Annotated in this window: 17 protein-coding genes; 8 read left to right on the forward strand and 9 right to left on the reverse strand. The window is 59.0% G+C overall.

Annotated elements, in window-relative coordinates:
- Positions 1-86: 86 nt before the first annotated feature.
- The 5 genes from hmeg3_RS17685 to hmeg3_RS17705 all read left to right on the forward strand — a co-directional run bounded on the left by hmeg3_RS17685 (position 87) and on the right by hmeg3_RS17705 (position 5,486).
- Positions 87-848, forward strand: a complete 762-nt coding sequence (locus hmeg3_RS17685) for a gluconate 2-dehydrogenase subunit 3 family protein (protein ID WP_094564893.1) — start codon at positions 87-89, stop codon at positions 846-848.
- A 78-nt stretch (positions 849-926) separates the two neighbouring features.
- Positions 927-2,705, forward strand: coding sequence for a GMC family oxidoreductase (locus hmeg3_RS17690; RefSeq protein ID WP_094564894.1), 1,779 nt, complete (start codon positions 927-929; stop codon positions 2,703-2,705).
- Positions 2,702-4,045, forward strand: coding sequence for a cytochrome c (locus tag hmeg3_RS17695; protein ID WP_232511698.1), 1,344 nt, complete (start codon positions 2,702-2,704; stop codon positions 4,043-4,045). Before hmeg3_RS17690 ends, hmeg3_RS17695 begins: the two co-directional genes overlap by 4 nt.
- Positions 4,046-4,261: 216 nt before the next feature.
- Positions 4,262-5,056 carry a thymidylate synthase gene (locus hmeg3_RS17700; protein ID WP_094564895.1) on the forward strand — a complete coding sequence of 265 codons (795 nt, stop codon included), beginning with the start codon at positions 4,262-4,264 and terminating at the stop codon, positions 5,054-5,056.
- A 190-nt stretch (positions 5,057-5,246) separates the two neighbouring features.
- Complete coding sequence (locus hmeg3_RS17705; RefSeq protein WP_094564896.1) at positions 5,247-5,486, forward strand: hypothetical protein; 240 nt, start codon at positions 5,247-5,249, stop codon at positions 5,484-5,486.
- A gap of 44 nt (positions 5,487-5,530) precedes the next feature.
- On the opposite strand, the gene hmeg3_RS17710 is transcribed toward hmeg3_RS17705, so the two are convergent.
- From hmeg3_RS17710 to hmeg3_RS17725, 4 genes are read right to left on the reverse strand one after another with little or no spacing between them, the layout of a single operon-like run.
- Positions 5,531-7,036 carry an efflux transporter outer membrane subunit gene (locus hmeg3_RS17710; RefSeq protein ID WP_094564897.1) on the reverse strand — a complete coding sequence of 502 codons (1,506 nt, stop codon included), beginning with the start codon at positions 7,034-7,036 and terminating at the stop codon, positions 5,531-5,533.
- A gap of 57 nt (positions 7,037-7,093) precedes the next feature.
- Positions 7,094-8,320, reverse strand: a complete 1,227-nt coding sequence (locus tag hmeg3_RS17715) for an efflux RND transporter periplasmic adaptor subunit (RefSeq protein ID WP_232512023.1) — start codon at positions 8,318-8,320, stop codon at positions 7,094-7,096.
- A 20-nt stretch (positions 8,321-8,340) separates the two neighbouring features.
- On the reverse strand, positions 8,341-10,905 hold the full coding sequence (gene mdoH, locus hmeg3_RS17720; protein ID WP_094564899.1) for a glucans biosynthesis glucosyltransferase MdoH: 2,565 nt from the start codon (positions 10,903-10,905) through the stop codon (positions 8,341-8,343).
- The gene (locus hmeg3_RS17725) at positions 10,878-12,434 is read right to left on the reverse strand and encodes a glucan biosynthesis protein G (protein ID WP_198361890.1); all 1,557 of its coding nucleotides are present in this window, start codon (positions 12,432-12,434) and stop codon (positions 10,878-10,880) included. The genes mdoH and hmeg3_RS17725 overlap by 28 nt, the downstream gene beginning before the upstream one ends.
- 427 nt (positions 12,435-12,861) lie before the next feature.
- Here hmeg3_RS17725 and hmeg3_RS17730 point away from each other — a divergent pair, with 427 nt between their 5' ends.
- The gene (locus hmeg3_RS17730) at positions 12,862-13,365 is read left to right on the forward strand and encodes a dihydrofolate reductase (RefSeq protein WP_094566427.1); all 504 of its coding nucleotides are present in this window, start codon (positions 12,862-12,864) and stop codon (positions 13,363-13,365) included.
- A gap of 350 nt (positions 13,366-13,715) precedes the next feature.
- A complete protein-coding gene (locus tag hmeg3_RS17735) occupies positions 13,716-15,980 on the forward strand; it encodes an arginine/lysine/ornithine decarboxylase (protein WP_094564901.1) in 2,265 nt (754 codons plus the stop codon).
- A gap of 90 nt (positions 15,981-16,070) precedes the next feature.
- Here hmeg3_RS17735 and hmeg3_RS17740 read toward each other — a convergent pair whose 3' ends face one another.
- A complete protein-coding gene (locus hmeg3_RS17740; RefSeq protein WP_094564902.1) occupies positions 16,071-16,595 on the reverse strand; it encodes a chromate transporter in 525 nt (174 codons plus the stop codon).
- Positions 16,592-17,197 (reverse strand): chromate transporter, encoded by a 606-nt coding sequence (locus hmeg3_RS17745; RefSeq protein ID WP_094566428.1) that lies wholly within the window; start codon positions 17,195-17,197, stop codon positions 16,592-16,594. The genes hmeg3_RS17740 and hmeg3_RS17745 overlap by 4 nt, the downstream gene beginning before the upstream one ends.
- A gap of 186 nt (positions 17,198-17,383) precedes the next feature.
- On the opposite strand from hmeg3_RS17745, the gene hmeg3_RS17750 reads away from it, so the two are divergent.
- Entirely contained in the window at positions 17,384-18,325 is a 942-nt protein-coding gene (locus hmeg3_RS17750; RefSeq protein WP_094564903.1) for a LysR family transcriptional regulator, read from the forward strand.
- Positions 18,326-18,398: 73 nt separating this feature from the next.
- Here hmeg3_RS17750 and hmeg3_RS17755 read toward each other — a convergent pair whose 3' ends face one another.
- From hmeg3_RS17755 to hrpA, 3 genes are all read right to left on the reverse strand, one after another.
- On the reverse strand, positions 18,399-18,998 hold the full coding sequence (locus tag hmeg3_RS17755) for an outer membrane beta-barrel protein (protein ID WP_094564904.1): 600 nt from the start codon (positions 18,996-18,998) through the stop codon (positions 18,399-18,401).
- Positions 18,999-19,333: 335 nt separating this feature from the next.
- The gene (gene dcd / locus hmeg3_RS17760; protein WP_016833037.1) at positions 19,334-19,900 is read right to left on the reverse strand and encodes a dCTP deaminase; all 567 of its coding nucleotides are present in this window, start codon (positions 19,898-19,900) and stop codon (positions 19,334-19,336) included.
- 106 nt (positions 19,901-20,006) lie between these two features.
- Positions 20,007-24,056, reverse strand: coding sequence for an ATP-dependent RNA helicase HrpA (gene hrpA, locus hmeg3_RS17765; protein ID WP_094564905.1), 4,050 nt, complete (start codon positions 24,054-24,056; stop codon positions 20,007-20,009).
- Positions 24,057-24,093 lie beyond the last annotated feature (37 nt).

The following is a 24,093-nucleotide window of genomic DNA, read 5'->3' on the forward strand; positions in this document are numbered from 1 at the left end:
CGGTTATCTCCGGTGATATCGGGTACCACAGGCGGACCCCAGGCAACATGGCGCCACGCCGTGTGCTAACCCAGCCCAGGTGAACAATGAAAAAAGAAAATCCGCCACCCAGCACGCCCGATGAAAAAGTAGCATCACGTCGTGGTTTCCTTTTCAAAACCATCGCCATCGTACCGGCGGCATCCGCACTGACCACCGCGAGTTTCGTTCCTGCGATCGGCCAGACGCCCGCAGGTGCAGCAGCAGCGTCGGGAGCGACCAATGCCACCTATCAGCCGCGCTTCTTCAACGCCGATGAATGGACGTTCATCAAGGCTGCCGTTGATCGCTTGATCCCCGCCGACAACGAAGGCCCCGGCGCACTGGAACTGAATGTACCGGCTTTCATTGACGGTCAGATGGAGTCGGGTTTCGGCCATGCCTCCAACTGGTATATGCAAGGGCCCTTCAAGGGTGATGCATCGCCGCTGTTCGGCTATCAGGCCAGCATGCCGCCGCGTGAGCTGTACCGTTCGGGCATTGCCGCGCTTACCGCTTACTGCCGAAAGAATTTCGGCGGCAAGACCTTCGACCAGCTCGCCGCGAACGATCAGGAGCAATTGTTCAAGGACATGGATGGCGGCAAAGTGCAATTCGAGTCGGTGTCGGCACAATGGTTTTTCACCTTCCTGCTGCAGAACACCAAGGAAGGCTATCTCTCCGACCCGATCCATGGCGGCAACAAGGACATGGCCGCCTGGAAGATGATCGGCTTCCCCGGCGCACGCGCCGACTTCCTCGATTTTGTCGGACCGTCGGACAAGGTGTATCCCTACGGCCCGGTCGGCATCGGCGGCAAGCAAAGCTGAGGCCACAGGCTGGCAGGAGCTCCAACAAGCTCCGAACACCGGAAGAACAAAACAACATGCAATCCGAGGAACAAGAAAATGGCTGATATCACCAAACCAAAAGTCAATGTCGTGCTGGTCGGCATGGGCTGGACCGGCTCCATCATGGGGATGGAACTGACTGAAGCAGGCCTGACCGTCGTCGGCCTGGAACGCGGCGAAAACCGCGACACCAATCCCGATTTCGCCTATCCGAAAATCGCCGACGAGCTGACCTATGCGGTGCGCTACAAGCTCATGCAGAACCTGTCGAAGGAAACCGTGACGGTGCGCCATTCGATCAACGACGATGCACTGCCGTACCGGCAACTGGGTTCCTTCCTGCTGGGCGATGGTGTTGGTGGCGCCGGTGTGCACTGGAACGGCATGACCTGGCGCGCCTATGACGCCGAACTGCAGATCCGCACCCACTATGAACAGCGCTACGGCAAACGTTTCATCCCGGTCGACATGACGATTCAGGACTGGCCGATGACCTATGCGGAGCTGGAACCGTTTTACGATCGCTTCGAATACATCGCCGGCGTCTCCGGCAAAGCAGGCAATATCAACGGCCAGATCATCGAAGGCGGCAATCCCTTTGAAGCACCGCGCAAGCGCGACTATCCGGTGCCGGCGCTAAAGGACAACGCGCCAGCCAACCTGTTTGCGAAGGCCGCGCGCGAAGTCGGCTACCATCCGTTTCCGATTCCTGCGGCCAATGCATCGCAGGCTTATCAGAACCCTTACGGCATGCAGCTCGGCCCCTGCAATTTCTGCGGCTACTGCGAGCGCTTCGGCTGCTACATGTATTCCAAGGCTTCACCGCAAACCTGTATCCTGCCGGCGCTGCTGAAGAAACCCAATTTCGAATTGCGCGACAAATCCTACGTCACCAAGGTCAACCTCGACAGCGATGGCAAGCACGCCAGCGGCGTCACCTATATCGATGGACAAGGCCGCTCGGTCGAGCAACCTGCCGACATCGTGATCCTGTGCGCCTACCAGATGCACAACGTGCGCCTGCTGCTGTTGTCCGGCATCGGCAAACCGTATGACCCGAAGACCGGCGAAGGCGTGGTCGGCAAGAACTACGCGTATCAGAAGAACAGCTCGGTATCGGTCTTCTTCGACAAGGACGTGGCGATCAACCCGTTCATTGGTGCAGGTTCCGGCGGCCAGGTGTTCGACGACTTCAACGGCGACAACTTCGACCACGGCCCACACAACTTCGTCGGCGGCGCCTACGTCAGCGCGATGGTCACCGGCGGCCGGCCGATCGGACAATCGATGGTGCCGGACGGCACGCCCAAGTGGGGCAGCCAGTGGAAAAAAGCGCTGAAGGATAACTACCTGCATTCCTTCAACATCGGCACCGAAGGCTCGGTCATGGCCAACCGCGAAAACTATCTCGACCTCGATCCCACCTACAAGGACGTCTACGGCGTGCCGCTCTTGCGCATGACCTACGACTGGAAAGACAACGAGGTGCGCATGTCGCAGTTCGTCACCGAAAAAGCCGCACTGGTCGCCAAAGCCATGAACCCGAAAGCCTTCACCCCGCATCCGCCCAAGTTCGGCGATCACTATGACGTGCGACCGTATCAGACCACGCACACCACCGGCGGCGCCATCTGCGGCGACAAGCCGAGCAACAGCGTGATCAACAAGTACCTGCAATGCTGGGACGTGCACAACGTCTTCGTGATGGGCGCCAGCGCCTTCCCGCAGAACTGGGCCTACAACCCGACCGGCATGGTCGGTGCACTGGCGTACTGGTCGGCTGCCGCGATCCGCGAGCGCTATCTGAAAAACCCCGGCCCGCTGGTGCAAGCATGAGCGCCCGTTTATTCAAACAAGCATTGCTCGCAAGCTCGGTTGCAGCAACGCTGAGCGCAACTGGTCTGGCCTCTGCGCAGACAGTCAATCCCACGCCGTCGATGCCACAGCCTGAGCAAATCCAGCGCGGCGAATATCTCGCCCGCGCCGGCGACTGCATGGCCTGTCACACGGTCAAAGGCAAGGCGCCCTTCACTGGCGGGCTGGCGATGAACACGCCGTTCGGCACCATCTATTCCACCAACATCACGCCGGACAAACAGACCGGCATCGGCAACTACAGTTACGACGACTTTTCTTCTGCGCTGCGCAAGGGCAAGCGCAAGGATGGCAGCCGCCTGTATCCCGCAATGCCATATACCTCGTTTGCCAAACTCAGCGACGAAGACGTCTCCGCGCTGTACGCTTATTTCACGCAGGGCGTAAAGCCGGTGCAGCAAGACAATCCAAAGACGGCGCTGCCCTTCCCCTTCAACATGCGCATCCTGATGGCGGGATGGAACATGCTGTTCTTCAGCGACAAACCCTTTAAGGCCGACTCTACGCAAAGCGTCAACTGGAACCGCGGCGCCTATCTGGTGCAAGGCCTCGGCCACTGCGGCGCCTGCCACACGCCGCACGGCAAGCTCGGCCAGGAGCAGTCGCTGGATGGCGGCAGCGACAGCTTCCTCGCCGGCTACACGCTGGACAACTGGCATGCACCGAGCTTGCGTAACGACAAGGACGGACTGGGACGCTGGAACCAGCAGCAAATCGCCACCTACCTGCGCACCGGCCGTTCAGAAGACGGCGCAGCCTTTGGCGCGATGAGCCAGGTCATCAACGACAGCACACAGTATCTGAACACAGCCGACTTGCAGGCCATCGCTGAATATCTCAGCAGCTTGCCCGGCAAGAAATCAGGCAGCAATAGCAATGGCCCGGCCAGCAATACGAAAGCTGCCGCCGCATCCAATGCTGCCGGCGCAGATCAGCCGGCCACGCTGGAACTGCGATCAGGCAAGCTGCAGACTGCCGGTGCCACGGTATATCTCAACAACTGCAACGCCTGCCATCGCTCGGACGGTACCGGCGCAATGAAGGCCTTTCCGGCGCTGGGCAAGAACGCTGTCGTCAATGTCGACGACCCGACCTCGCTAATTCATATCGTGCTGGCGGGTAGCGCGATGCCCTCCACCAAGTCGGATCCTTCGGCGATGGGTATGCCGGGATTTGGATGGAGGTTGAGTGATCAGGAGGTCGCGGAGGTGGTCAGCTTTGTTCGTGGGAATTGGGGGAATCATGGTGGGGTTGTGACTGCCGAGCAGGTGGCTGCTGTGAGGAAGGCTACGCAGAAGTAAGCTTTAGTTTTTGTGTTTTGTTCCGACTTTGCTTTTCGGTTGCTTCAGCTTTTCTTTCTTCGATCACGCGTGCCGGGCCTCCCCCGGCGAAGGGGTTGATCGAAGAAAGAAAGATGAAGCTACCGAAGACGCCGGATCGGGACAATACGCCTCCCAAAAACAAAGCCGTTCCCCAAATAAGTTACAATCCCCCTCATTCCATCAGCACCAAACCCCATGCGCCAATACCTCGATTTCATGCGCCATGTCTACGAGCATGGCACCGAAAAAACCGACCGCACCGGTACCGGTACCCGTTCTGTCTTCGGCCACCAGATGCGCTTCAACCTGCAGGAAGGTTTTCCCCTCCTGACCACCAAAAAGCTGCATATCAAGTCCATCGTCCACGAACTGATCTGGTTCCTGGCCGGCTCGACCAATATTGCTTATCTGAAAGAAAACGGCGTCAAGATCTGGGATGAATGGGCCGATCCGGAAGGCAACCTCGGACCGATCTACGGTTATCAATGGCGTTCCTGGCCTGCACCGAACGGCGAGCATATTGACCAGATCGCGCAAGTCGTCAGCCAGATCAAGAACAACCCTGATTCCCGCCGTCTGATCGTGTCGGCGTGGAACGTGGCCGACATCCCGCAGATGAAGTTGCCGCCTTGTCATGCTTTCTTCCAGTTTTATGTGGCCGATGGCAAGCTGTCTTGCCAGTTGTATCAGCGCAGCGCCGATATCTTCCTCGGCGTGCCGTTCAATATCGCCTCCTACGCGTTGCTGACGCACATGGTCGCGCAACAGACCGGCCTCGATGTGGGTGACTTTGTCTGGACCGGCGGTGACTGCCACCTGTACTCGAACCATATGGAGCAGGTACAGGAACAACTCGCCCGCACCCCAGGCCCGTTGCCCAAATTGCAAATCAACCGCAAGCCGGAAAGCATCTTCGACTATCAATTCGATGACTTCGAGATTACCGGTTACGAGGCCCAGGCTCACATCAAGGCACCGGTTGCCGTCTGACGCGTCTGCTTGCTCTGGCAACACGCCTGCCCGTTTGCAGGCGTTTTTTTTGCCTGCCAAAAATTCCGTACCAGAAACGGCATCCGCCTTCTTTAAGTCGAATCCGTACTTAGCTAAGTTGTAATAGTTATTTCACTTACCGCAGCGCAGCATCTATAGTGCAATGACAGACCTTCAAAAGGATTCCGTCATGCGCAACCTTCCCAAATCAATCGCCTTGCTGACATCGTTCGCCGTGATTGCCGTGCTTGCGTTGCCTCGCTTGCCACAATGGGACGCCTTTGCGTTTGCTGCAGTAGTGGCGATGGCTGGATTGGGATTGCTATATCCGTGGGCCTTGTCCCGTGAACAAACGGTAGCTGGTGATGACGCCCGGCGCGATATGCAAGAGGTTGATGTCGGACCGGCGACGACCGCCATCCTGTTTTGAGTTTTTGTTCAGTATCGTTTGTTGCCGGCATTGGCGCCTGAAAATCAGGAAGCGCCTCTGACCTTCTCCGGTGTGCCGCCGGAGCCCGTTGCCGGATTGCCGTTGGGCACATCATCCTTCCATCCTCCGCCCAACGCCTTGTAAAGCGAAACCGTCGCCTGCAGGCGCTGCAACTTGATCTGTCCCAGCTGGTTTTGCGCTTCTGAAAGTATCCGTTGCGTGTCCAGCACCACCATCAAATCTTCCGCCCCGACGCGATAGCGAATTTCGGATAACTCAAACGCAAAACGTGCCTGGTCGACTTCCTGATTCTTGAGTCGGTACCGTTCTTCCAGACTGCGAATCGCACCCAGCGATTTTTCAACTTCCGACAAGCTGGTGACGACGGCCGAACGGTAGACCTGCACCAGCTCCTGCTTTTGGGCAATCGCCAGATCGCGCTGGCTGCTCAGGCGGCCTGCGTCAAAGATCGGTGCGGTCAGTGATGCACCCAGATTGGCCAGCAGATTGGGGCCGTCGAACAACGACAAAAGTGCATTGCTTTGCGCGCCGGTAGAGCCTGTCAGGCGAATGCTCGGGAACAAGGCCGCGCGTGCGACCGCGACGTTGGCATTGGCTTCCGCCAGACGCGCTTCGGCGCGGCGAATGTCAGGACGGCGGGTCAACAATTCTGACGGCAAACCGGGGGCGATCTTCGGCATCTGGATCGCGGCCAGCCCCTTCTCTTTGACGACAAAGCTTTGCGGCGGGCGACCGAGCAGGGTCGCCAATGCAGTCTGGGCGTCACGCTCTTGCTGCATCAGATCAGGAATCGCAGCCTGTTGATTGGCCAGCGCCGAACGCTGGCGCGCAAGATCGAGTGGCGACGCCGCACCTGCACGGCTTTGCGACTCGACCAGCTTCAGCACGCGCTGGGCGTTGGCAACGTTTTGCTGGGCGATTTGCAACCGGTCACGCAGCGACAACACTTGCAGAAACGTCGAGACGATACCGCTGGTGACGGTCAGCGCGACGGTTTCGCGATCGTAGATATTGGCGCGCAACGAGGCTTCGGCGGCAGCAAGGCCGGCTTTATTCTTGCCCCAGAAATCGACTTCGTAGTTGATCTCCAGCATGCCGCTGGCGGACGTGGTTGCGGTGCCCCCGCTCAATGGCAGGCTGCGGTTGGCACTGGAAGCGATGTCGGCGTCCGGCAACAGCGGCGCCCCGGCGATACGGGCGTTGGCTTCTGCCTGGCGTATACGCGACATGGCGGCGGCAATTTCAAAATTATTATTCTGCCCTTCGATGACCAGGCTGCTCAACTCCGCGCTGCCGAACTGCTTCCACCAATCGGCGTCGAGAGCGATCTGCTGCGCACTGTCGGCCCCGGCCGAAGAGGGGGAAACCGAAGGATCGCTCCACTGCTTCGGCACGTCCACTTTTTGCACGGGTTCAACATCAACCTGGGTCACGGCACAACCGGCCAGCGTCAGTGCGAACATCAGTGCCACTGTCCGCGCAGCGACGCTGATAGGCTTCATCGGATACTGAGCGAGGGAAAACGCCATGAAAAACCTGTAGCAAAAAGAGCTGAAGAAAAAGAAATGAAAAGTGCGCCGAAAAAACTAACCGGCTTTGTCGCCGGTACGTGCGGTAGAAGATACCGCTGCGGGTGATGCAGGCAATAACACCTGCTCACCTTCCGCCAACCCGGAAATAACCTGCGCCTTGTCGGCGTTGCGAATGCCGATCCTGACATCACGCGTTTCGAGCTTGCCGTCCGCATGCAGTATCTTCAGTTTTTGCATGCCCTTGTTGTCCGGCTTGACCACCAGCGATGCCGGAATCGTCACCGCACGCTCTACCCGGGACAGCACGAAGAAGACATCCGCCGTCATGCCCGCCATCAATTCACGGCTGGGGTTGGCGACGTCAAACAAGACCGTGTAGAACGCTTTCTTGCCTTGCTTGCCGGAGTCGTCCGCCGGCAGCAGCATGATCTGCCGAAGCTTGCCGGCCCAGCGTTTGCCGGGATAACCGGGAGTGCTGAAGTAGGCCGTCATTCCCTTGTGCAACTGGGTGACGTCTTCCTCCGCCACGCGCGCCTGCACACTCATCTTGCTCAGATCCGAGATGCGCATGAGCACATCCTGATTTGCAGACAAGGTCTGGCCGATGCGCGCCGACAAGGCCACCACCGTCCCGCTGATGGGCGCGACGATTTTGGTCTGCTTCTGTACCGCTTCGTCTTCCTTCATGGTCGCATCGAGCTGCTGGATCTGCGCGTTGATGGCGTCAACTTTGGCTGCGGCGGAATACATACCCATACGGCTGGATTCGAAGGCTTCCTCGCGGGTGGCATTCTCGGCTTTCAATTGCGTCTGGCGCTGGAATTGCAACTGGGCGAAATCGAGCTGGGCATTTTGTCCTGCCAGTTCAGCCTTGAGGCGCGCCATCTGGGCACGGTTGTTTTCAGCACGGCCGGCTTGCACCACCGGCGAGATGGCGACCAGCAGTTTACCTTCCTTGACCGTTTCGCCGATGCCGACATAAACATCTGAAATCTGACCGGTGACTTTGGTGCCAACGTCGACATAACTCTGCATGGCGACGTTGCCGGTGGCGTTGACGACCTGCTCAATGTCCGCGCGTTCGGCGATGACGGTTTCCAGTCTGACCGGCACCGGTTGCGGATGACGCTGACGGTAGCCGTACCAGCCGACGACGCCGGCAGCCACCACCAACAATAAGGCCAGCGCGCTCCAGCCGCGGCGAATCAGCCTGCGTCGCCGCTGATCGGGTACTGCGACCGGATCGGCCAGGTGGCGATTTTCTGCGGTCATATCGGACATGTCTTCCACGTCGTCTCTCCTCATTTCGCCGCCATCCAGGATGAGTGCCGCGTCGGTTGGCTCCAGACCGCCAGATGCAGCGCCGACAACAGGCGCGGGTCATCCAGCAATGTGTGCTTCTGCTTCTCGGTCAACACGCCAGGACCGCGACGCAATGCCTGCAGCACCAGCGAATCGCCCGCACCGCGGCTGACTGCCGGCATGCGCGGATGACCATGCGCGCTGGCGCACACCAGCGCATTGACGGACGGATCAACGACGGCATCGATAAAGCCCGGTAGCGGTGCAGTCGCGTTCAGATGCGAAACAGTGTCGCGCAACTCGCGCGGCGCATCGACTTCTTCCGGAATCGAGAACAGTTTGGAACGGCGGAACAGACGGCCGAAGGACACGCGGCTCGACAGCACCGACAGCGGCACCGACAACGCCAGCGAACCTGCGATCGGCATCAGCCACCAGATGAACGAGGGATTGAGCCAGTACACCACCGCCCCCCACGCAACGCCCAGCACCGAATGTACGCCGTGGCGACGGAAGGCTTCGCCCCAGCCGGTTTCATTGTCAGCGCGCGGCGGCGATTTCCAGCTCAGCGCCCAGCCGAGGAAAGCACCAAGCACGAAGCGCGTATGGAACAACATGCGCACCGGCGCCAGCATCATCGAGAACAGCAGTTCGATGAGCATGCTCAGTGTCACGCGCACCGCGCCGCCGTAGCCTTTTGCGCCCTTGGCGATGATGAGCAGCACGCTCAGTATTTTCGGCAGGAACAAGATCGTTGCTGTGGCCGACACCAGCGCCAGGGCCTTCTCGGGATGCCACTCAGGCCAGATCGGAAACAACTGGCGCGGCTCGACGAAGTACTGCGGATCGATCAGCGTATGCGTTGCCAGCAGTACCGTCGACAAGGCCAGAAACAAGGCCCACAACGGTGCCGACAAGTAAGCCATCACGCCGGTGACGAACACGGCGCGATGCACGACGTGCATGCCGCGCGCCAGGAACAGGCGGAAATTCATCAGGTTGCCCTGGCACCAGCGACGATCGCGGCTGAGTTCGTCGAGCAGGTTGGGCGGCATTTCTTCATAGCTGCCGTCGAGGTCGTAAGCGATCCACACCGACCAGCCGGCGCGACGCATGAGCGAGGCTTCGACAAAGTCATGCGAGAGAATCGGACCGGACAGATTGCCGTCGCCGGGCAGTGGCGCCAGCGCGCAATGCTTCATGAACGGCTCAAGGCGAATGATGGCGTTGTGGCCCCAGTAATGCGATTCACCCAGTTGCCAGTAGTGCAGACCGGCAGTGAACAAGGGGCCGTAGACCCGCGTCGAAAATTGCTGGATACGCGCATACAGCGTGTCGCGTCCGGCAGCGCGCGGTGCGGTCTGGATGATGCCCGCACTGGGATGCGCTTCCATCAGGCGCACCAGCGTCGACAGGCATTGGCCGCTCATCACGCTGTCGGCGTCGAGCACCAGCATGTAGCGATAATCGGCGCCCCAGCGGCGACAGAAGTCATCGATGTTGCCGCTCTTGCGTTTGACGCGGCGACGGCGATGACGATAAAAGATGCGGCCGAAACCGCCGACGTCCTTGCACAGATTGGCCCAGGCTTGCGTCTCGGCGGCGCAGATGTCGGACTCGCCGCTGTCGCTGAGGACGAAGAAATCGAAACGGTCGAGATCGCCGTGGCGCTGTACCGATTCATAGGTCGCACGCAAACCGGCAAACACGCGCGCCACGTCTTCATTGCAGATCGGCATGACGATGGCGGTGCGCGCTCCCGGCGCAATCCATTTCGGGCCGGCTTGTTCGTGCGAGATCAGATAAGGATCGTCGCCACGCATGAGCACGAGGAAACCCGTCATGGCTGTCCAGAAACCCGCCGACACCCAGCAGAACAGTAAGGCGAACAAGGCCAGCACTACCATCTCCAGCGGTTTTTCGCCGTGATAGGGCAAAACGTCGCTCATGAAATAGGTTGCCAGCGCGCTTTGCATCAGCATCAGGATCAGCAACACGATGCGGCGCACGTTGCCGCTATGCGTCCAGTAGCCGCGCGGATCGGGTGAATCCGGCAAATCCAGCGTGTCTTCGATGAAGACCGGTTCTTTTGGCGGCAGACCCTTGCGACGGGCGGCGCGCTGCTCGAACTTGCGCGTGGCTTCTTCTACCCAGCGCGACAGCGGATTGAGCGTGCCCCAGGGGCGCGGAACCATGGATTTGCGATTGATGGGTGGTGCGACCTTGAGATCGTCGCCGGGACCAGGAACAGCGGTGCTGTTTGCAGGCACCTGTGTGGCGATGGCTTTGACAGCCGCTTGCGGGTACAGCAGTTCAAGGCGTGCTGCCACTGAGCCGTGCGCCGGATTGTCGGGTGCATTTTCGGACGCATCGGCAGACAAGCCACGCTCGGCCGCCAGCAGTCCATGCAGGTCGCGCATAGCGTCGCCGGAATCCAACTCGCCCGCACGGGCAGCCAGCGCCTGGCGCTGTTCAGGTGTCAGCGGCAGGCGGTCGAGATAGCGCTCCAGTTGTTGCGACGTTTCAGAGGCTTGCCTCAGTTGGGGGGTAATATGTAGCTCCACGTTTCAGACAGGGTTGCGCCGGGACCGTTTTGCGCAGCGTTCCTCAGGAATCCACGCAGTTCGACCGGCTTGTTATCTTCATTGCGGCGCAACTTCAACTCCATGCGCCAGCCGCCGGTGACGTCATTGCGGCGGGTCGTCACGCTGACCACCTTGCCGTTGCCGTCACTCTCCACTGTCCCCTCCACCCTGGCATTGGCCGGCAGTTTCTTGAGTGCCGTGCCATCGAAGTCTATCGACATGCCTATCGTATCGTCGCTCTTGGCGCGGTAGCCGTGACCGAAGCGCGTTTGCGCAACCCAGGCCAGCGGCGGTTTCTTTTCCGTATCTTTTTGCCAGTACATCTTGTACTCGACATTGAACGGCTGGCCTTGCTTGGGCATGCTGTTCGGCATCCAGTAAGCAACGATGTTGTCGTTGGTCTCGTCCGGTGTCGGAATCTGCACCAGCTCAACCCGGCCCGCACCCCACTTGCCCTTCGGCTCGATCCACGTGCTTGGCCGCGCTTCATAGTGATAGTCCAGATCTTCATAGCTGGAGAACTGGCGATCACGTTGCATCAGACCGAAGCCGAGCGGATTGTCGAGACTGAAGGCCGTCACCAGCAGGCGCTTCGGATTGACCAGCGGACGCCAGATCCATTCACCGGTGCCGGACTGAATCGACAAGCCGTCGGAGTCATGTACTTCCGGACGGAAATCATCCGCAGGGCCATTCTGGTTCTCACCGAAGAAGAACATGCTGGTCAGCGGCGCAATACCCAGTTTGGTGACGTTGGCGCGCAGATACAGCTGCGCCTTGACGTCAATCACCGTATCCACGCCGGGGCGCAGCACGAAACGATAAGCGCCGGTCGCACGCGGCGAATCCAGCAGCGCATAGATCGTCAGCTCCTTGTCGCCCGGGTTCGGCCTGCTCAGCCAGAACTCGGTAAAGCGCGGAAACTCCTCGCCCGAATACAGCGCCGTATCGATCGCCAGACCGCGGGCCGAGATACCGTAACCCTGGCCCTTGCCCATGGCGCGGAAATAGCTCGCACCGAGGAAGGTCAGGACGTCGTCCTTTTCCTTGGCCGAATTGACCGGATAGCGGATGCGGAATCCGGCAAAGCCGATGTTGCGCACACGGCGCGGGTCGATGCGCGTATGGCTGTAATCGAACAAACCTGAATTGAAGGCGATCTCGCGTACACCGCCTCCGACGATTTCATTGATGCGCACCGGCTCCACATAAGCACCGCCCTGATGAACGAAGGACAATTCGAAGGGCAGCTTCTCGGGACGCCAATAAGCACGATCCTGCTTGAAATGCAGCTGATTGGCCTGCTCGTAGCTGAGATCCTTGATTTCCTTCGGCAACTTGTCGGCGGGCTTTTTGTACGACTTGCCGGCCAGCGCCTTGGCGCGCACGGCAACGTCGTTGAAGTCGAACGCCGCAGCATTGTTCCCATAAAAAGCCAGCAGCGCGGTCAGCGCAGCCGGCAAGAGTGCTTGGACAGCCTGCCCCATGAGACGGGACGGAGATGACATGGCTGCGGCTTTCAGAGCGCCGCGCCGATACAAAGATAAAAACATTGGATTTCCGTCTGACATGCAGTTTTTCTTATCCGATAACGCCCCTCCGGCATTTCGAAAGATGGCGTAGTTTACCCAATGTTGCGCAAGTTAGCCCAAGAGTTGAGCTGAAGAACTTTCGCTACGCCCTCTTGAAATCTTCGAAACGCCGTGGCGGTGCAGCATCTGACAATTTCTCAACAGTTGCCGAAAAGAACGATCACTGGCGAAGATCTGGCCAGGTTCTTTGCTTACCGGGGATACGTATATAAGGACAAATCCTTCCCAGAAAGTTCCATGACGGCCGGGCTGTCCTGTAACATGACGCCCTCAGAACCTGTTCAAGGCGGTGCGGCGCAACACGATGCCCGCCAACTTCCGGCAATCCTACACAAGTATCGGCATGTCACCTACACCTTCCGCCTCCGGCGCACTGTGCGTCATCGTCGCCACCGACAGCAAACACGGCATCGGCATCAACAACACCCTGCCCTGGCATTTGCCGGAAGATCTGGCGCATTTCAAGCGCACAACCTCCGGCCATCCGATCATCATGGGTCGCAAGACCTTCGACTCCATCGGACGTCCACTGCCGAATCGCCGTAATATCGTCATCACACGCAATCGCGAGTGGTCGCATGCCGGCGTTGAAACAGTGTCATCTTTGCAAGATGCGGCGGCACTGGTGGCAGGCACGGACGCCTTCATCATCGGCGGCGCCCAGATCTACGCCGAATCGCTGCCGCTGGCCACACGCCTGATCGTCACCGAAATCGGCAAAAGCTTCGACTGCGACGCTTTCTTTCCAGTCATCGATCCCCAACTGTGGCAAGAGGTAGCGCGTGAAACCCACCGCTCGGAAAGTCAGGAATTTGACTACGCATTTGTGACATACGAAAGACGCTGAACGCGTCAGAGCAGTTTTTGTTGTTTTTCCCTGATTTTTGGCTAAATCGGTTTTAGTTTTCGCCCCATCATTTCTCGATTTCTGCGAAAATTCGGCTTCTTTTTTGGAACCTGCCTCCCCAGCTTTCTCGCCGCAATCCGGCACGACGGCTTGACCAACAGGTTCATGAAGGTTCTGCTAGGCTGGAAGCCGCATGAAATCCATCGCGCTTCCCTATTTGCAGCGACATTGTTTGACCGGCTTGTCCCGATACACTGAAGACAGCCGTCCGAGCGCGTAAGCTTTTCGCCCAGGCGCGGTGTTAACTGAACGCATGATCACCACCCCACATGCGTTCTCCTGGAGAACCTATGAAATTCCGTTTCCCCATCGTCATCATCGACGAAGATTTCCGCTCTGAAAACACTTCCGGTCTGGGCATTCGCGCCCTGGCCGACGCCATCAAGGAAGAAGGCATGGAAGTACTGGGCGTGACCAGTTACGGCGACCTGTCGCAATTCGCGCAGCAACAATCGCGCGCGTCCGCCTTCATCCTGTCGATCGACGATGAAGAATTCGGCGCCGGCTCGTCCGAAGAAACCGATTTCGCGCTGAAATCGCTGCGCGCCTTCGTCAGCGAAATCCGCCACAAGAACGCCGACATCCCGATTTATCTGTACGGTGAAACCCGCACCTCGCGCGATATCCCCAACGATATCCTGCGCGAACTGCACGGCTTCATCCACATGTTTGAAGACACGCCTGAATTCGTGGCCCGCCACATCATTCGCGAAGCCAAGTCTTACCTCGACGGCCTGGCGCCCCCGTTTTTCCGCGCGCTGGTGCACTACGCACAGGACGGCTCCTACTCCTGGCACTGCCCGGGTCACTCGGGCGGCGTAGCTTTCCTGAAGTCGCCAATCGGCCAGATGTTCCACCAATTCTTCGGTGAAAACATGCTGCGCGCCGACGTCTGCAACGCCGTGGAAGAACTCGGCCAGCTGCTCGACCACACCGGTCCGGTCGCCGATTCGGAGCGCAATGCTGCGCGCATCTTCAACGCCGACCACTGCTATTTCGTCACCAACGGCACCTCGACCTCCAACAAGATGGTCTGGCACTCGACGGTGGCGCCCGGCGACATCGTGGTCGTCGACCGCAACTGCCACAAGTCGATCCTGCACTCCATCATCATGACCGGTGCGATTCCCGTCTTCCTGATGCCGACGCGTAACCATCTCGGCATCATCGGACCGATTCCGCTGGAAGAGTTCACGATGGAAAGTATCCGCAAGAAGATCGAAGCCAACCCGTTCGCGCGCGAAGCCGTGAACAAGAAGCCGCGCATCCTGACCATCACGCAATCGACCTACGACGGCGTGGTCTACAACGTCGAGACATTGAAAGAAATGCTCGACGGCGAAATCGACACCCTGCACTTCGACGAAGCCTGGCTGCCGCACGCGACCTTCCATGACTTCTACAAAGACATGCACGCCATCGGCAAGGACCGTCCACGCGCCAAGAAGTCGATGATTTTCTCGACCCAATCGACGCACAAGCTGCTGGCAGGTCTGTCCCAGGCATCGCAGATCCTGGTGCGTGAATCGGAAACCGTGCAGCTCGATCAGGACGCCTTCAACGAAGCCTTCCTGATGCACACCTCGACTTCGCCGCAATACTCGATCATCGCTTCGTGCGACGTTGCTGCTGCGATGATGGAAGCGCCGGGCGGCACTGCGCTGGTGGAAGAAAGTATTCTGGAAGCGCTGGATTTCCGCCGCGCCATGAAGAAGATCGACCAGGAATTCGGTCAGGACTGGTGGTTCCAGGTGTGGGGCCCGAACAGCTTCTCCGCCGACGGCATCGGCGAACGCGAAGACTGGGTCATCAAGGCAGAAGACGACTGGCACGGTTTCGGCAACCTGGCGCCGGGCTTCAATATGCTCGACCCGATCAAGGCGACCATCGTTACTCCCGGCCTGTCGCTGGACGGCAAATTCGGCGAGAACGGCATCCCGGCCTCGATCGTCACCAAGTACCTGGCGGAACACGGCGTTATCGTCGAGAAGTGCGGTCTGTATTCCTTCTTCATCATGTTCACCATCGGCATCACCAAGGGCCGCTGGAACACGCTGGTGACGGCGCTGCAGCAGTTCAAGGACGACTACGACAAGAACCAGCCGATCTGGCGCATCCTGCCCGAGTTCGCCGCCGCGAACCAGGGCCGCAACGCGCGCTACGAGCGCCTGGGCCTGCGCGACCTGTGCCAGCAGATCCACGAAACCTATCGTGCCTACGACGTCGCACGCCTGACGACAGAGATGTACCTGTCCGACATGCAACCGGCGATGAAGCCATCCGATGCGTTCTCGAAGATGGCGCACCGCGAAATCGACCGCGTGCCGCTGGACGAACTGGAAGGCCGCGTCACCTCGATCCTGTTGACGCCTTACCCTCCGGGCATCCCGCTGTTGATCCCGGGCGAAATCTTCAACAAGACCATTGTCGACTACCTGAAGTTTGCGCGTGATTTCAATGAGAAATTCCCAGGTTTCGAAACCGACGTGCATGGTCTGGTCAAGCGTGAAGTGGATGGCCGCCGCGATTACTTTGTGGATTGCGTGCGTCAATAACCGCTACTTCTTGCATGCGTAAAAAAAGCCGATCCGTTTTCTCCGGATCGGCTTTTTTATTGCCGGAATGACCTCGGCAACAGTCGTGATTTACCCCAAGAAAATCATCCCCGCCGCCGCACCGCCAAACAGCAACCACAGCGGATGAATCTTGGTCTTGATGGAAATCGCGGCGGTCGCCGCCGTGATCACAGCAAGGATGCCGTTGCTGACCGATGCATGCGCGATCAGCGCAGCGCTGGCGGCGACCAGACCGGCCGTCACCGGCAACAGGCCGGATTGCACATGGCGGCGCCACGGCTTGTCTTTGAAGCGCTCCCATACGTGCAGCATCACAATGGTGACCAGCGACGAGGGGCCGAACTTGGCCAGCGTCGTCACCAGCATGCCGTAGAAGCCGGCCACGTGCCAGCCGACCAGCGTCACGATCATCAGGTTGGGGCCGGGTGCCGCCTGCCCCAAGGCGAACAAAGCGCTGAAATCTTCCGCAGTCATCCAGTGATGGACTTCCACCACCTGGCGCTGCATCTCCGGGAGGATGGTGTTGCCGCCGCCGAATGCCAGCACCGACAATTCGGAAAAAATCATGGCAAGTGCAATCAGGGTTTCGCTCATTTTGCGGCTCCCTTTTCGGCGTTAGTTTCTGCTGCCTTCTTGTCGGCGAACTTCGCCGTGATGACCACGCTCACCGGCGTCATCACCAGCATGGTCCACAGCAAAGGAATACGCAGCCAGGCGATGGCGATGAAGCAAACGGTGGCCAGCGCCGCCAGCACCAGATTCTTGCGCAGCGGCAGTGCGATCTTGACCGCCATCTGAATCAGCAGGCCGGCCGCCGCTGCAGCCAGTCCGGCGAACAGATGTTTGATATTGGGATCGTTCTGGTAATGCTGATAGAGGATGCCGAGCATGATCACCACCATGGACGGCACGGCGATCAGGCCGAAGATTGCGGAGACGGCGCCCTTGACGCCCCGAAAGCGCATGCCGAGCGCCACCGACAGGTTAATGATATTGCCCCCTGGCAGGAACTGGCAAAGCCCAAGCAACTCGACAAATTCGGCTTCGGTAAGCCAGCGATGGCGCTCGACGACCATGCGATGCGCCAGCGGCAACGCACCACCGAACGCCGTCATGCCGAGACCGAGAAAACCGAGGAACAGGTCTTTCGAGGTGGGGATCACCCGGCCGGAGGCACGATCGTCGTGACCATCCATGGCGCCGGTTGAAGAGCCAGCAGCTGCCGTGGAGGTCGCTGTGGATGTGGAATCTGGTGAAGTATTCTGGTTTTGCATGATGGTTCGCCTTCGCTGCGGGGACTTGTGCCGCGACAAACGAAAGGCTACTCTTGCAGAGTTATTTTGTCTAATATATGGCAAGCACTCTATCCATATTTAAATTATATGTCATCCATCGATCTGCGCCTGCTGCGCTACTTCATCGCCGTTGCCGAAGAGGGTCATCTGACCAAGGCCGCACAACGCATCGGTATCCAACAACCGCCGCTGAGCCAGCAGATACGGGCGCTGGAAAATGAACTGGGTGTGACCTTGTTCAACCGCCTGCCGCGCGGCATGGAATTGACCGAAAGCGGCCAAGCGCTGCTCATTGATGCACGTATTATTTTGTCGCAGGTCGATTCGACCGTTGCGGGCGTACGACGGATTGCACGCGGTGAGCTGGGACGTATCGCTGTGGGCTTTACCGAGTCAGCGTCGCTGCATCCCTTCGTGCCGACCGTGATCCGCGCCTTCCGTGACGCCGCACCGGATGTCGCGCTGACGGTGGAGGAAAGCAGCACCACCGACCTCGTTGCGCTGATGACTCAGAACCGCATCGACGTCGCCTTCATCCGCTCACCTGTGGGCGACGTCAGCGACATCACGATCGAAACCATGATGGTGGAAGAAATGATCGTCGCCCTGCCCGCGGCACATCCGCTGGTGCGTAACAAACGCCGCAAGAGTGTGGCGCTGTCGGCGCTAGCCGAGGAAGTGTTCGTGCTCAATCGGCGCCCCAGCGGCCCGGGGCTTTACGACACCATCATCGCGGCTTGTCGCGCTGCCGGCTTCAGTCCGCGGGTGGAGCAAGAGGCGCGCAAGAACCTGTCGACGCTGAGCCTGGTGGCCGCCGGTCTCGGCATCTCCATCATCCCGGCGTCGATGCGCCACGTCGAACTGGAGTCGGTTAGCTATCTCAGTATTGACGACGCGCCCGGCCTCGCCGCTCCGCTGCATCTGGCGTATCGCGACAGCGGGCAGTCGGGAGCGGTGAAACGTTTTATCGTGGAGGCAAGGAAATGCGCGAGGGCGAAGCGAGGCCCTGGTCGGTCAGCCGGCAAATAAAGTGCGCAAAAAAAGCCGTCGCAGACATTGAAGTCTGCGACGGCTTTTCTACGTCCGATTCGGATCGAGAGGATCAGAAACTGTAACGCAAACCGAGGGACGCCAGGCTGTTGGTCAGCTTTCCGCCGTTGTCACCGACGGATGTCTTGCCGAAGTATTCGTACTCTGCGCGCAGGCTCAACTGTTTGCTCAGTTGATATTCCGCGCCCGCGCCGGCCAGAACATTTCCGGATGTCTTCTTTTGCGAGTACGCATAGGCTCCGCTCGTGCTACGTTCATCCACCTTGGTGAATTTCGCCGCTGCGCCAAGTTTGCCGAACACGGAAAAATCGCTCGACAACGGATAGCTGCCCACGACACTGGCGCCAAAGGCGGAGGCTTTGACCTGGGACGACAGAACAGCGGAATCGGCCTTGAATTTGCCGAAATTGACTGCTTCCAGCTCCACCGCCCAATTCGGGCTGAACTGATAACCGCCGAAGAGCTTGAAGCCGGCATCACTGTTCTTCTGCGAAGTACCGGAGATAAAGTTGATTCCGCTCACCTCGTTCTGCGCATAGCCCGCGCCGACGCCTGCATACCACCCTTGTGCTTCAGCTGCCGCGGAAGAAACGCAAACGCCCGCGGTCAACGCGCTCGCGAGCACCGATACTTTCAAAGTACGTAAAAACATGAACTGATCCTGTAATTTTTAGCGCGAGACAAATCATCGTTCCAACTTCATCTCGCAGGAGATAAAAACTGCAGCACGATGCTGCAGTATCCGATCGGTCTGCATGCTTGCGACAGCCTGCTGCTGCGGTGTGGCAACAGAATGCCGTTGAAACACTACTGTGATCGAATCAGGCGATGATAGTGACGAAGGCCATTCGCTTCCATCGCTAAACAGGGAAAATCGGACCGTATAAATTCAACGGCCCGTAAAGCCTCTGCGCGATTCAGACGCCAAAAGAAAACGCCACCAGCGCATCAGCGGTGGTGGCGTTCCGGAAACAGTCCGAATCGTGTTCAGGTCTTCGGCAAGGTAACGCCATGCTGGCCCTGGTACTTGCCGCCACGATCCTTGTACGAAGTCTCGCAGATCTCGTCGCTTTCGAAGAACAGCACTTGCGCGCAGCCTTCACCGGCGTAAATCTTGGCCGGCAGCGGCGTGGTGTTGGAGAACTCCAGCGTGACGTAGCCTTCCCATTCCGGTTCAAAAGGTGTGACGTTGACGATGATGCCGCAACGCGCATAGGTTGACTTGCCGAGGCAGATGGTCAATACGCTGCGCGGGATGCGGAAGTATTCGACCGTGCGCGCCAAAGCGAACGAATTCGGTGGAATGATGCAAACGTCGCCATGAAAATCGACGAAGGATTTTTCATCGAAATTCTTGGGATCGACAATGGTCGAGTTGATGTTGGTGAAGATCTTGAATTCGTTGGCGCAGCGGATGTCGTAGCCGTACGACGAAGTGCCGTAGGACACGATCTTCTGGCCATTGGCCTCACGGACCTGACCGGGCTCGAAGGGCTCGATCATGCCTTCGCTTTCCGCCATGCGACGGATCCATTTGTCGGATTTGATTGCCATTGTCTTTTTGTAAATGAATTGCGATAAAAGTGCTGCAATTTTACGCTAAATGCAGCATCGTTCCTCAAACCTGCTGTCGGCAGGCAATATTGCGTCGTTATCCAGCCTAGCGCTGCATGGTTTCCCACACTTTTTGCAGGCGCTTGACCGATACCGGCATTGGCGTACGCAATTCCTGCGCGTACAGCGATACCCGCAATTCTTCCAGCAGCCAGCGGAATTCCAGCATCTTCGGATCGTTGGCGCCACGATCCTTTTGCGCGCGTTGCCAAGGCGCTGCGACCTGCATCCACTCAGCCAGCAAACGCGTGTCGCGGGTCGGGTCGGCGCGCAGTTTTTCCAGCCGGACATTGACCGCCTTCAGGTAGCGCGGGAAATGCATGAGGTTGTTGTAGTCGTTGTCGGCGATAAAGCGCTTGCCGATCAGGTTCTGCAACTGCGACTGGATGTCGGCCGAGGCCTGGGGGTGCGCCTTGACGGTTTGCAGCTTCTTCGGCAGCGTGTAGTACTCGGCCAATACCAATCCGGCCAGCCGCGCGAGTTCATTGACCAGCAGACCAAAGCGCGCTTTGCCCTCTTCCTTGCGGCGATTAAATTCATCGGCATTGCGCGGCAGAGGCTCTTGCATGAAGGCGCGCTCCAGACCGGCGGACAGGATCTGGTCGCGCAGTTCTTCCTGCGAACCCAGCGCCATGAATTGCATACCCATCTGCTGCAAACCGGGAATGTTTTTTTCCTGATACTTGAGCTGCTCTTTCAACTGCAACGCGAACAAGCGGCGCAGGCCGGCGAAATGCTGGCGCGCAGCATCGGTGGGATCATCGAAGACTTCAAGATCGCAATGCGTCTTCTTGTCGACCAACGCCGGGAAGCCGATCAGCGTCTGCGATTTTCCCGAGTTTGGCCCGCCTGCGCCACGCTGAATCTCCAGCAGCTCCGGCAATTCGCCGAAAGTCCAGTTGGTGAGATTGCCGTATTCAGAGACCGACGCTGCGCCGGCACTCGAACTTGCCGTCGGCGCTGCCTTGGCAGCCGCCGGTTTGCCCGCCGCAGGCGACGCAGTGGCGGAGGCTATCGGCGTAGCGATACCGGTAATCGCTGTCTGTTCTGCCAGCTTCTGAAACTGTTCACGCGCCTGACCGCCGAACTCGGCTTGCAGACTGCCAAGATTGCGGCCCATTTCCAGCTGACGGCCATGTTCATCGATGATCTTGAAGTTCATCGCGTGATGCGCGGGCAAGGTCTCTTGCTTGAAGTCTGTCGTCTTCACCATGATCGTAATCTGTTCGCGGATATCGGCGATCAGGGCATCGATCAAATCACCTTTGCCGAACAGATGGCGCTCATCCATGCGCTCACAGAAACCGGCGGCGTAGTCCGGCAACGGCACGCAATGGCGGCGCAATTTTTGCGGTAGCGACTTCAGCAGCAGATGGACTTTTTCCTTGAGCATGCCGGGCACAAGCCATTCGCAACGTGCGGCGGAGACCTGGTTCAATGCGTACAACGGCACCGTCAGCGTGACACCGTCGCGCGGCGTACCTGGTTCAAAATGGTAAGACAGCGCCATACTCAAACCCGCCACCGTCATGGTCTTGGGGAACAGCTCGGTGGTTACACCCGCTGCTTCGTGACGCATGAGGTCGTCGCGGTTCAGGAACAGCAATTTGGCATCTGCAGCAGTGGCGTCCTTGTGCCATTTCTCAAAACCAATGCCGTTGCAGACGTCTGCCGGAATCAGCTTGTCGTAGAAAGCCGCGATCAGTTCGTCATCCACAAGCACGTCGAGGCGGCGCGATTTATGCTCAAGGTTTTCGATCTCGCGCACCAGCTTCTGGTTGTGCGCAAAGAACGGCGCGCGCGTCTCGAAGTCACCGCCGACCAGCGCATCGCGGATGAAGATTTCACGTGCTTCCTGCGGATTGATCAGGCCGAAGTTGATGCGGCGCTGGCTGTACACCACGAGGCCGTACAAGGTCGCACGTTCAGATGCTGTCACTTGAGCACTGCGCTTTTCCCAGCGCGGTTCGCCCCATGATTTCTTGAGCAGGTGACCACCGACGCGCTCCAGCCATTCCGGTTGAATCTGCGCGACGCAGCGCGCATACAGACGCGAGGTGTCGACCAGCTCGGCGGCAACGATCCACTTGCCTGCTTTTTTTTGCAGGCTGGAACCGGGCCAGATATGGAACTTGATCCCGCGCGCGCCGAGGTAATGTGAATCTTCGTCAGACTTGAAACCGACGTTACCCAGTAATCCTGTCAGCAAAGCGGTATGCAATTGTTCGTTGGTCGCCGGTGCTTCGTTCATGCGCCAGCCCTGCTCGCGCACGATGGTCAGCAATTGCGAATGCACGTCGCGCCACTCGCGCAGGCGCAGCTGCGACAGGAAGTTGGCGCGGCAATGGTCTTGCAACTGGCGATTGGATTTCTTGTGCTCGATGGCTTCTTCGAACCACTTCCAGATCTTGAGGTAACTCTGAAATTCGGATTTTTCATCGGCGAATTTCTTGTGCGCCTGGTCGGCGGCGTTCTGCGCTTCCATCGGGCGGTCGCGCGGATCCTGCACCGACAACGCCGAGGCGATAATCAGCAATTCGGACAGACAGGCGTTCTCGCGTCCGGCCAGAATCATGCGGCCCACGCGCGGATCGAGCGGCAGCTTGGCGAGCTGATTGCCGAGCGGTGTCAGTTGATTGAATTCGTCGACAGCACCCAGTTCTTGCAGCAGCTGGTAACCATCAGCAATCGCGCGGCCCAGCGGCGGCTCGATGAAGGGGAAGGTCTCGACATCGGCCAGATGCAACGATTTCATCCGCAGGATGACCGACGCCAACGACGAGCGGAGGATTTCCGGTTCGGTGAATTTGGGACGTTGCAGATAATCCTGCTCGTCGTACAGACGAATACAGACGCCTGCAGCGACACGGCCGCAACGGCCGGCGCGCTGGTTGGCGGCCGATTGCGCAACTGCTTCGATCTGCAGCTGCTCGACCTTGTTGCGGTAGCTGTAACGCTTCACGCGCGCCAGACCGGCATCGACCACGTAACGGATGCCGGGTACGGTCAGCGAAGTCTCGGCGACGTTGGTGGCCAGCACGATGCGGCGCGCGTTGCTCGATTTGAAGACGCGCTCCTGCTCTTGCGCTGACAGACGCGCGAACAGCGGCAGGATTTCGACGTGCGGCGGATGGTGCTTGCGCAGCGCTTCGGCAGCATCACGGATTTCACGTTCGCCGGGCAAAAATACCAGCACGTCGCCGGAGCCGATACGCGCCAGTTCGTCGACGGCGTCGACCACGGCGTCCATCAGGTCGCGCTGCTCGCGATCCTTCTGCGCCTGCTGTCCCGATCCTGCACGGCCTTCGGCCCTTGCACGCGCATTGGCCACTTCGGGCGCGAGGTTGCTGCGGTCGGCATTGTCGACAGGACGATAACGGATCTCGACCGGATACAGACGGCCGGAGACTTCAATCACAGGCGCCGGTTTGAGCTCGCCGTTGACCTCTTTGCCGAAGTGACGCGCAAAACGGTCGGCGTCAATGGTCGCCGAGGTGATGATGACCTTCAGGTCGGGCCGCTTCGGCAACAATTGCTTGAGGTAGCCGAGCAGGAAGTCGATGTTGAGGCTGCGTTCATGCGCCTCGTCGATGATGATGGTGTCGTACTGGCGCAGCAGCGGATCGGTCTGCGTCTCCGCCAGCAAAATGCCGTCCGTCATCAGCTTGACCCACGCGCCCTTGGTCAGCGTGTCGTTGAAGCGCACCTTGAAGCCGACGTGTTCACCCGGCGGCGTGCCGAGTTCCTGCGCGATGCGCTTGGCAGTCGACGACGCGGCAATACGGCGCGGTTGGGTGTGGCCGATCAGGCCTTTTTCGCCGCGGCCGAGTTGCAGGCAAATCTTTGGCAACTGCGTGGTCTTGCCGGAACCGGTCTCACCGCTGACGATAATGACCTGATTAGCTTGCAAGGCCTCGGCGATCTCCTGACGACGGCCGGAAACCGGCAGCTCTTCGGGGAAGGTGATCTCTGGCAGCGGATTGCGCATTATTTTTGCGACGGGCGCTTCTGGTTTAGTTTGCGCGCGCGGCTGGCGATCGACGACTTGCCGAGATTTTCCAGATGCGGAAGGAAGGGATGATTTGGTAACAGACATGAGCCCGACATTATACTCGTCGCAGCCCGTCCGCTCT

Source organism: Herbaspirillum sp. meg3, assembly GCF_002257565.1.
Taxonomy (GTDB): Bacteria; Pseudomonadota; Gammaproteobacteria; order Burkholderiales; family Burkholderiaceae_D; genus Herbaspirillum.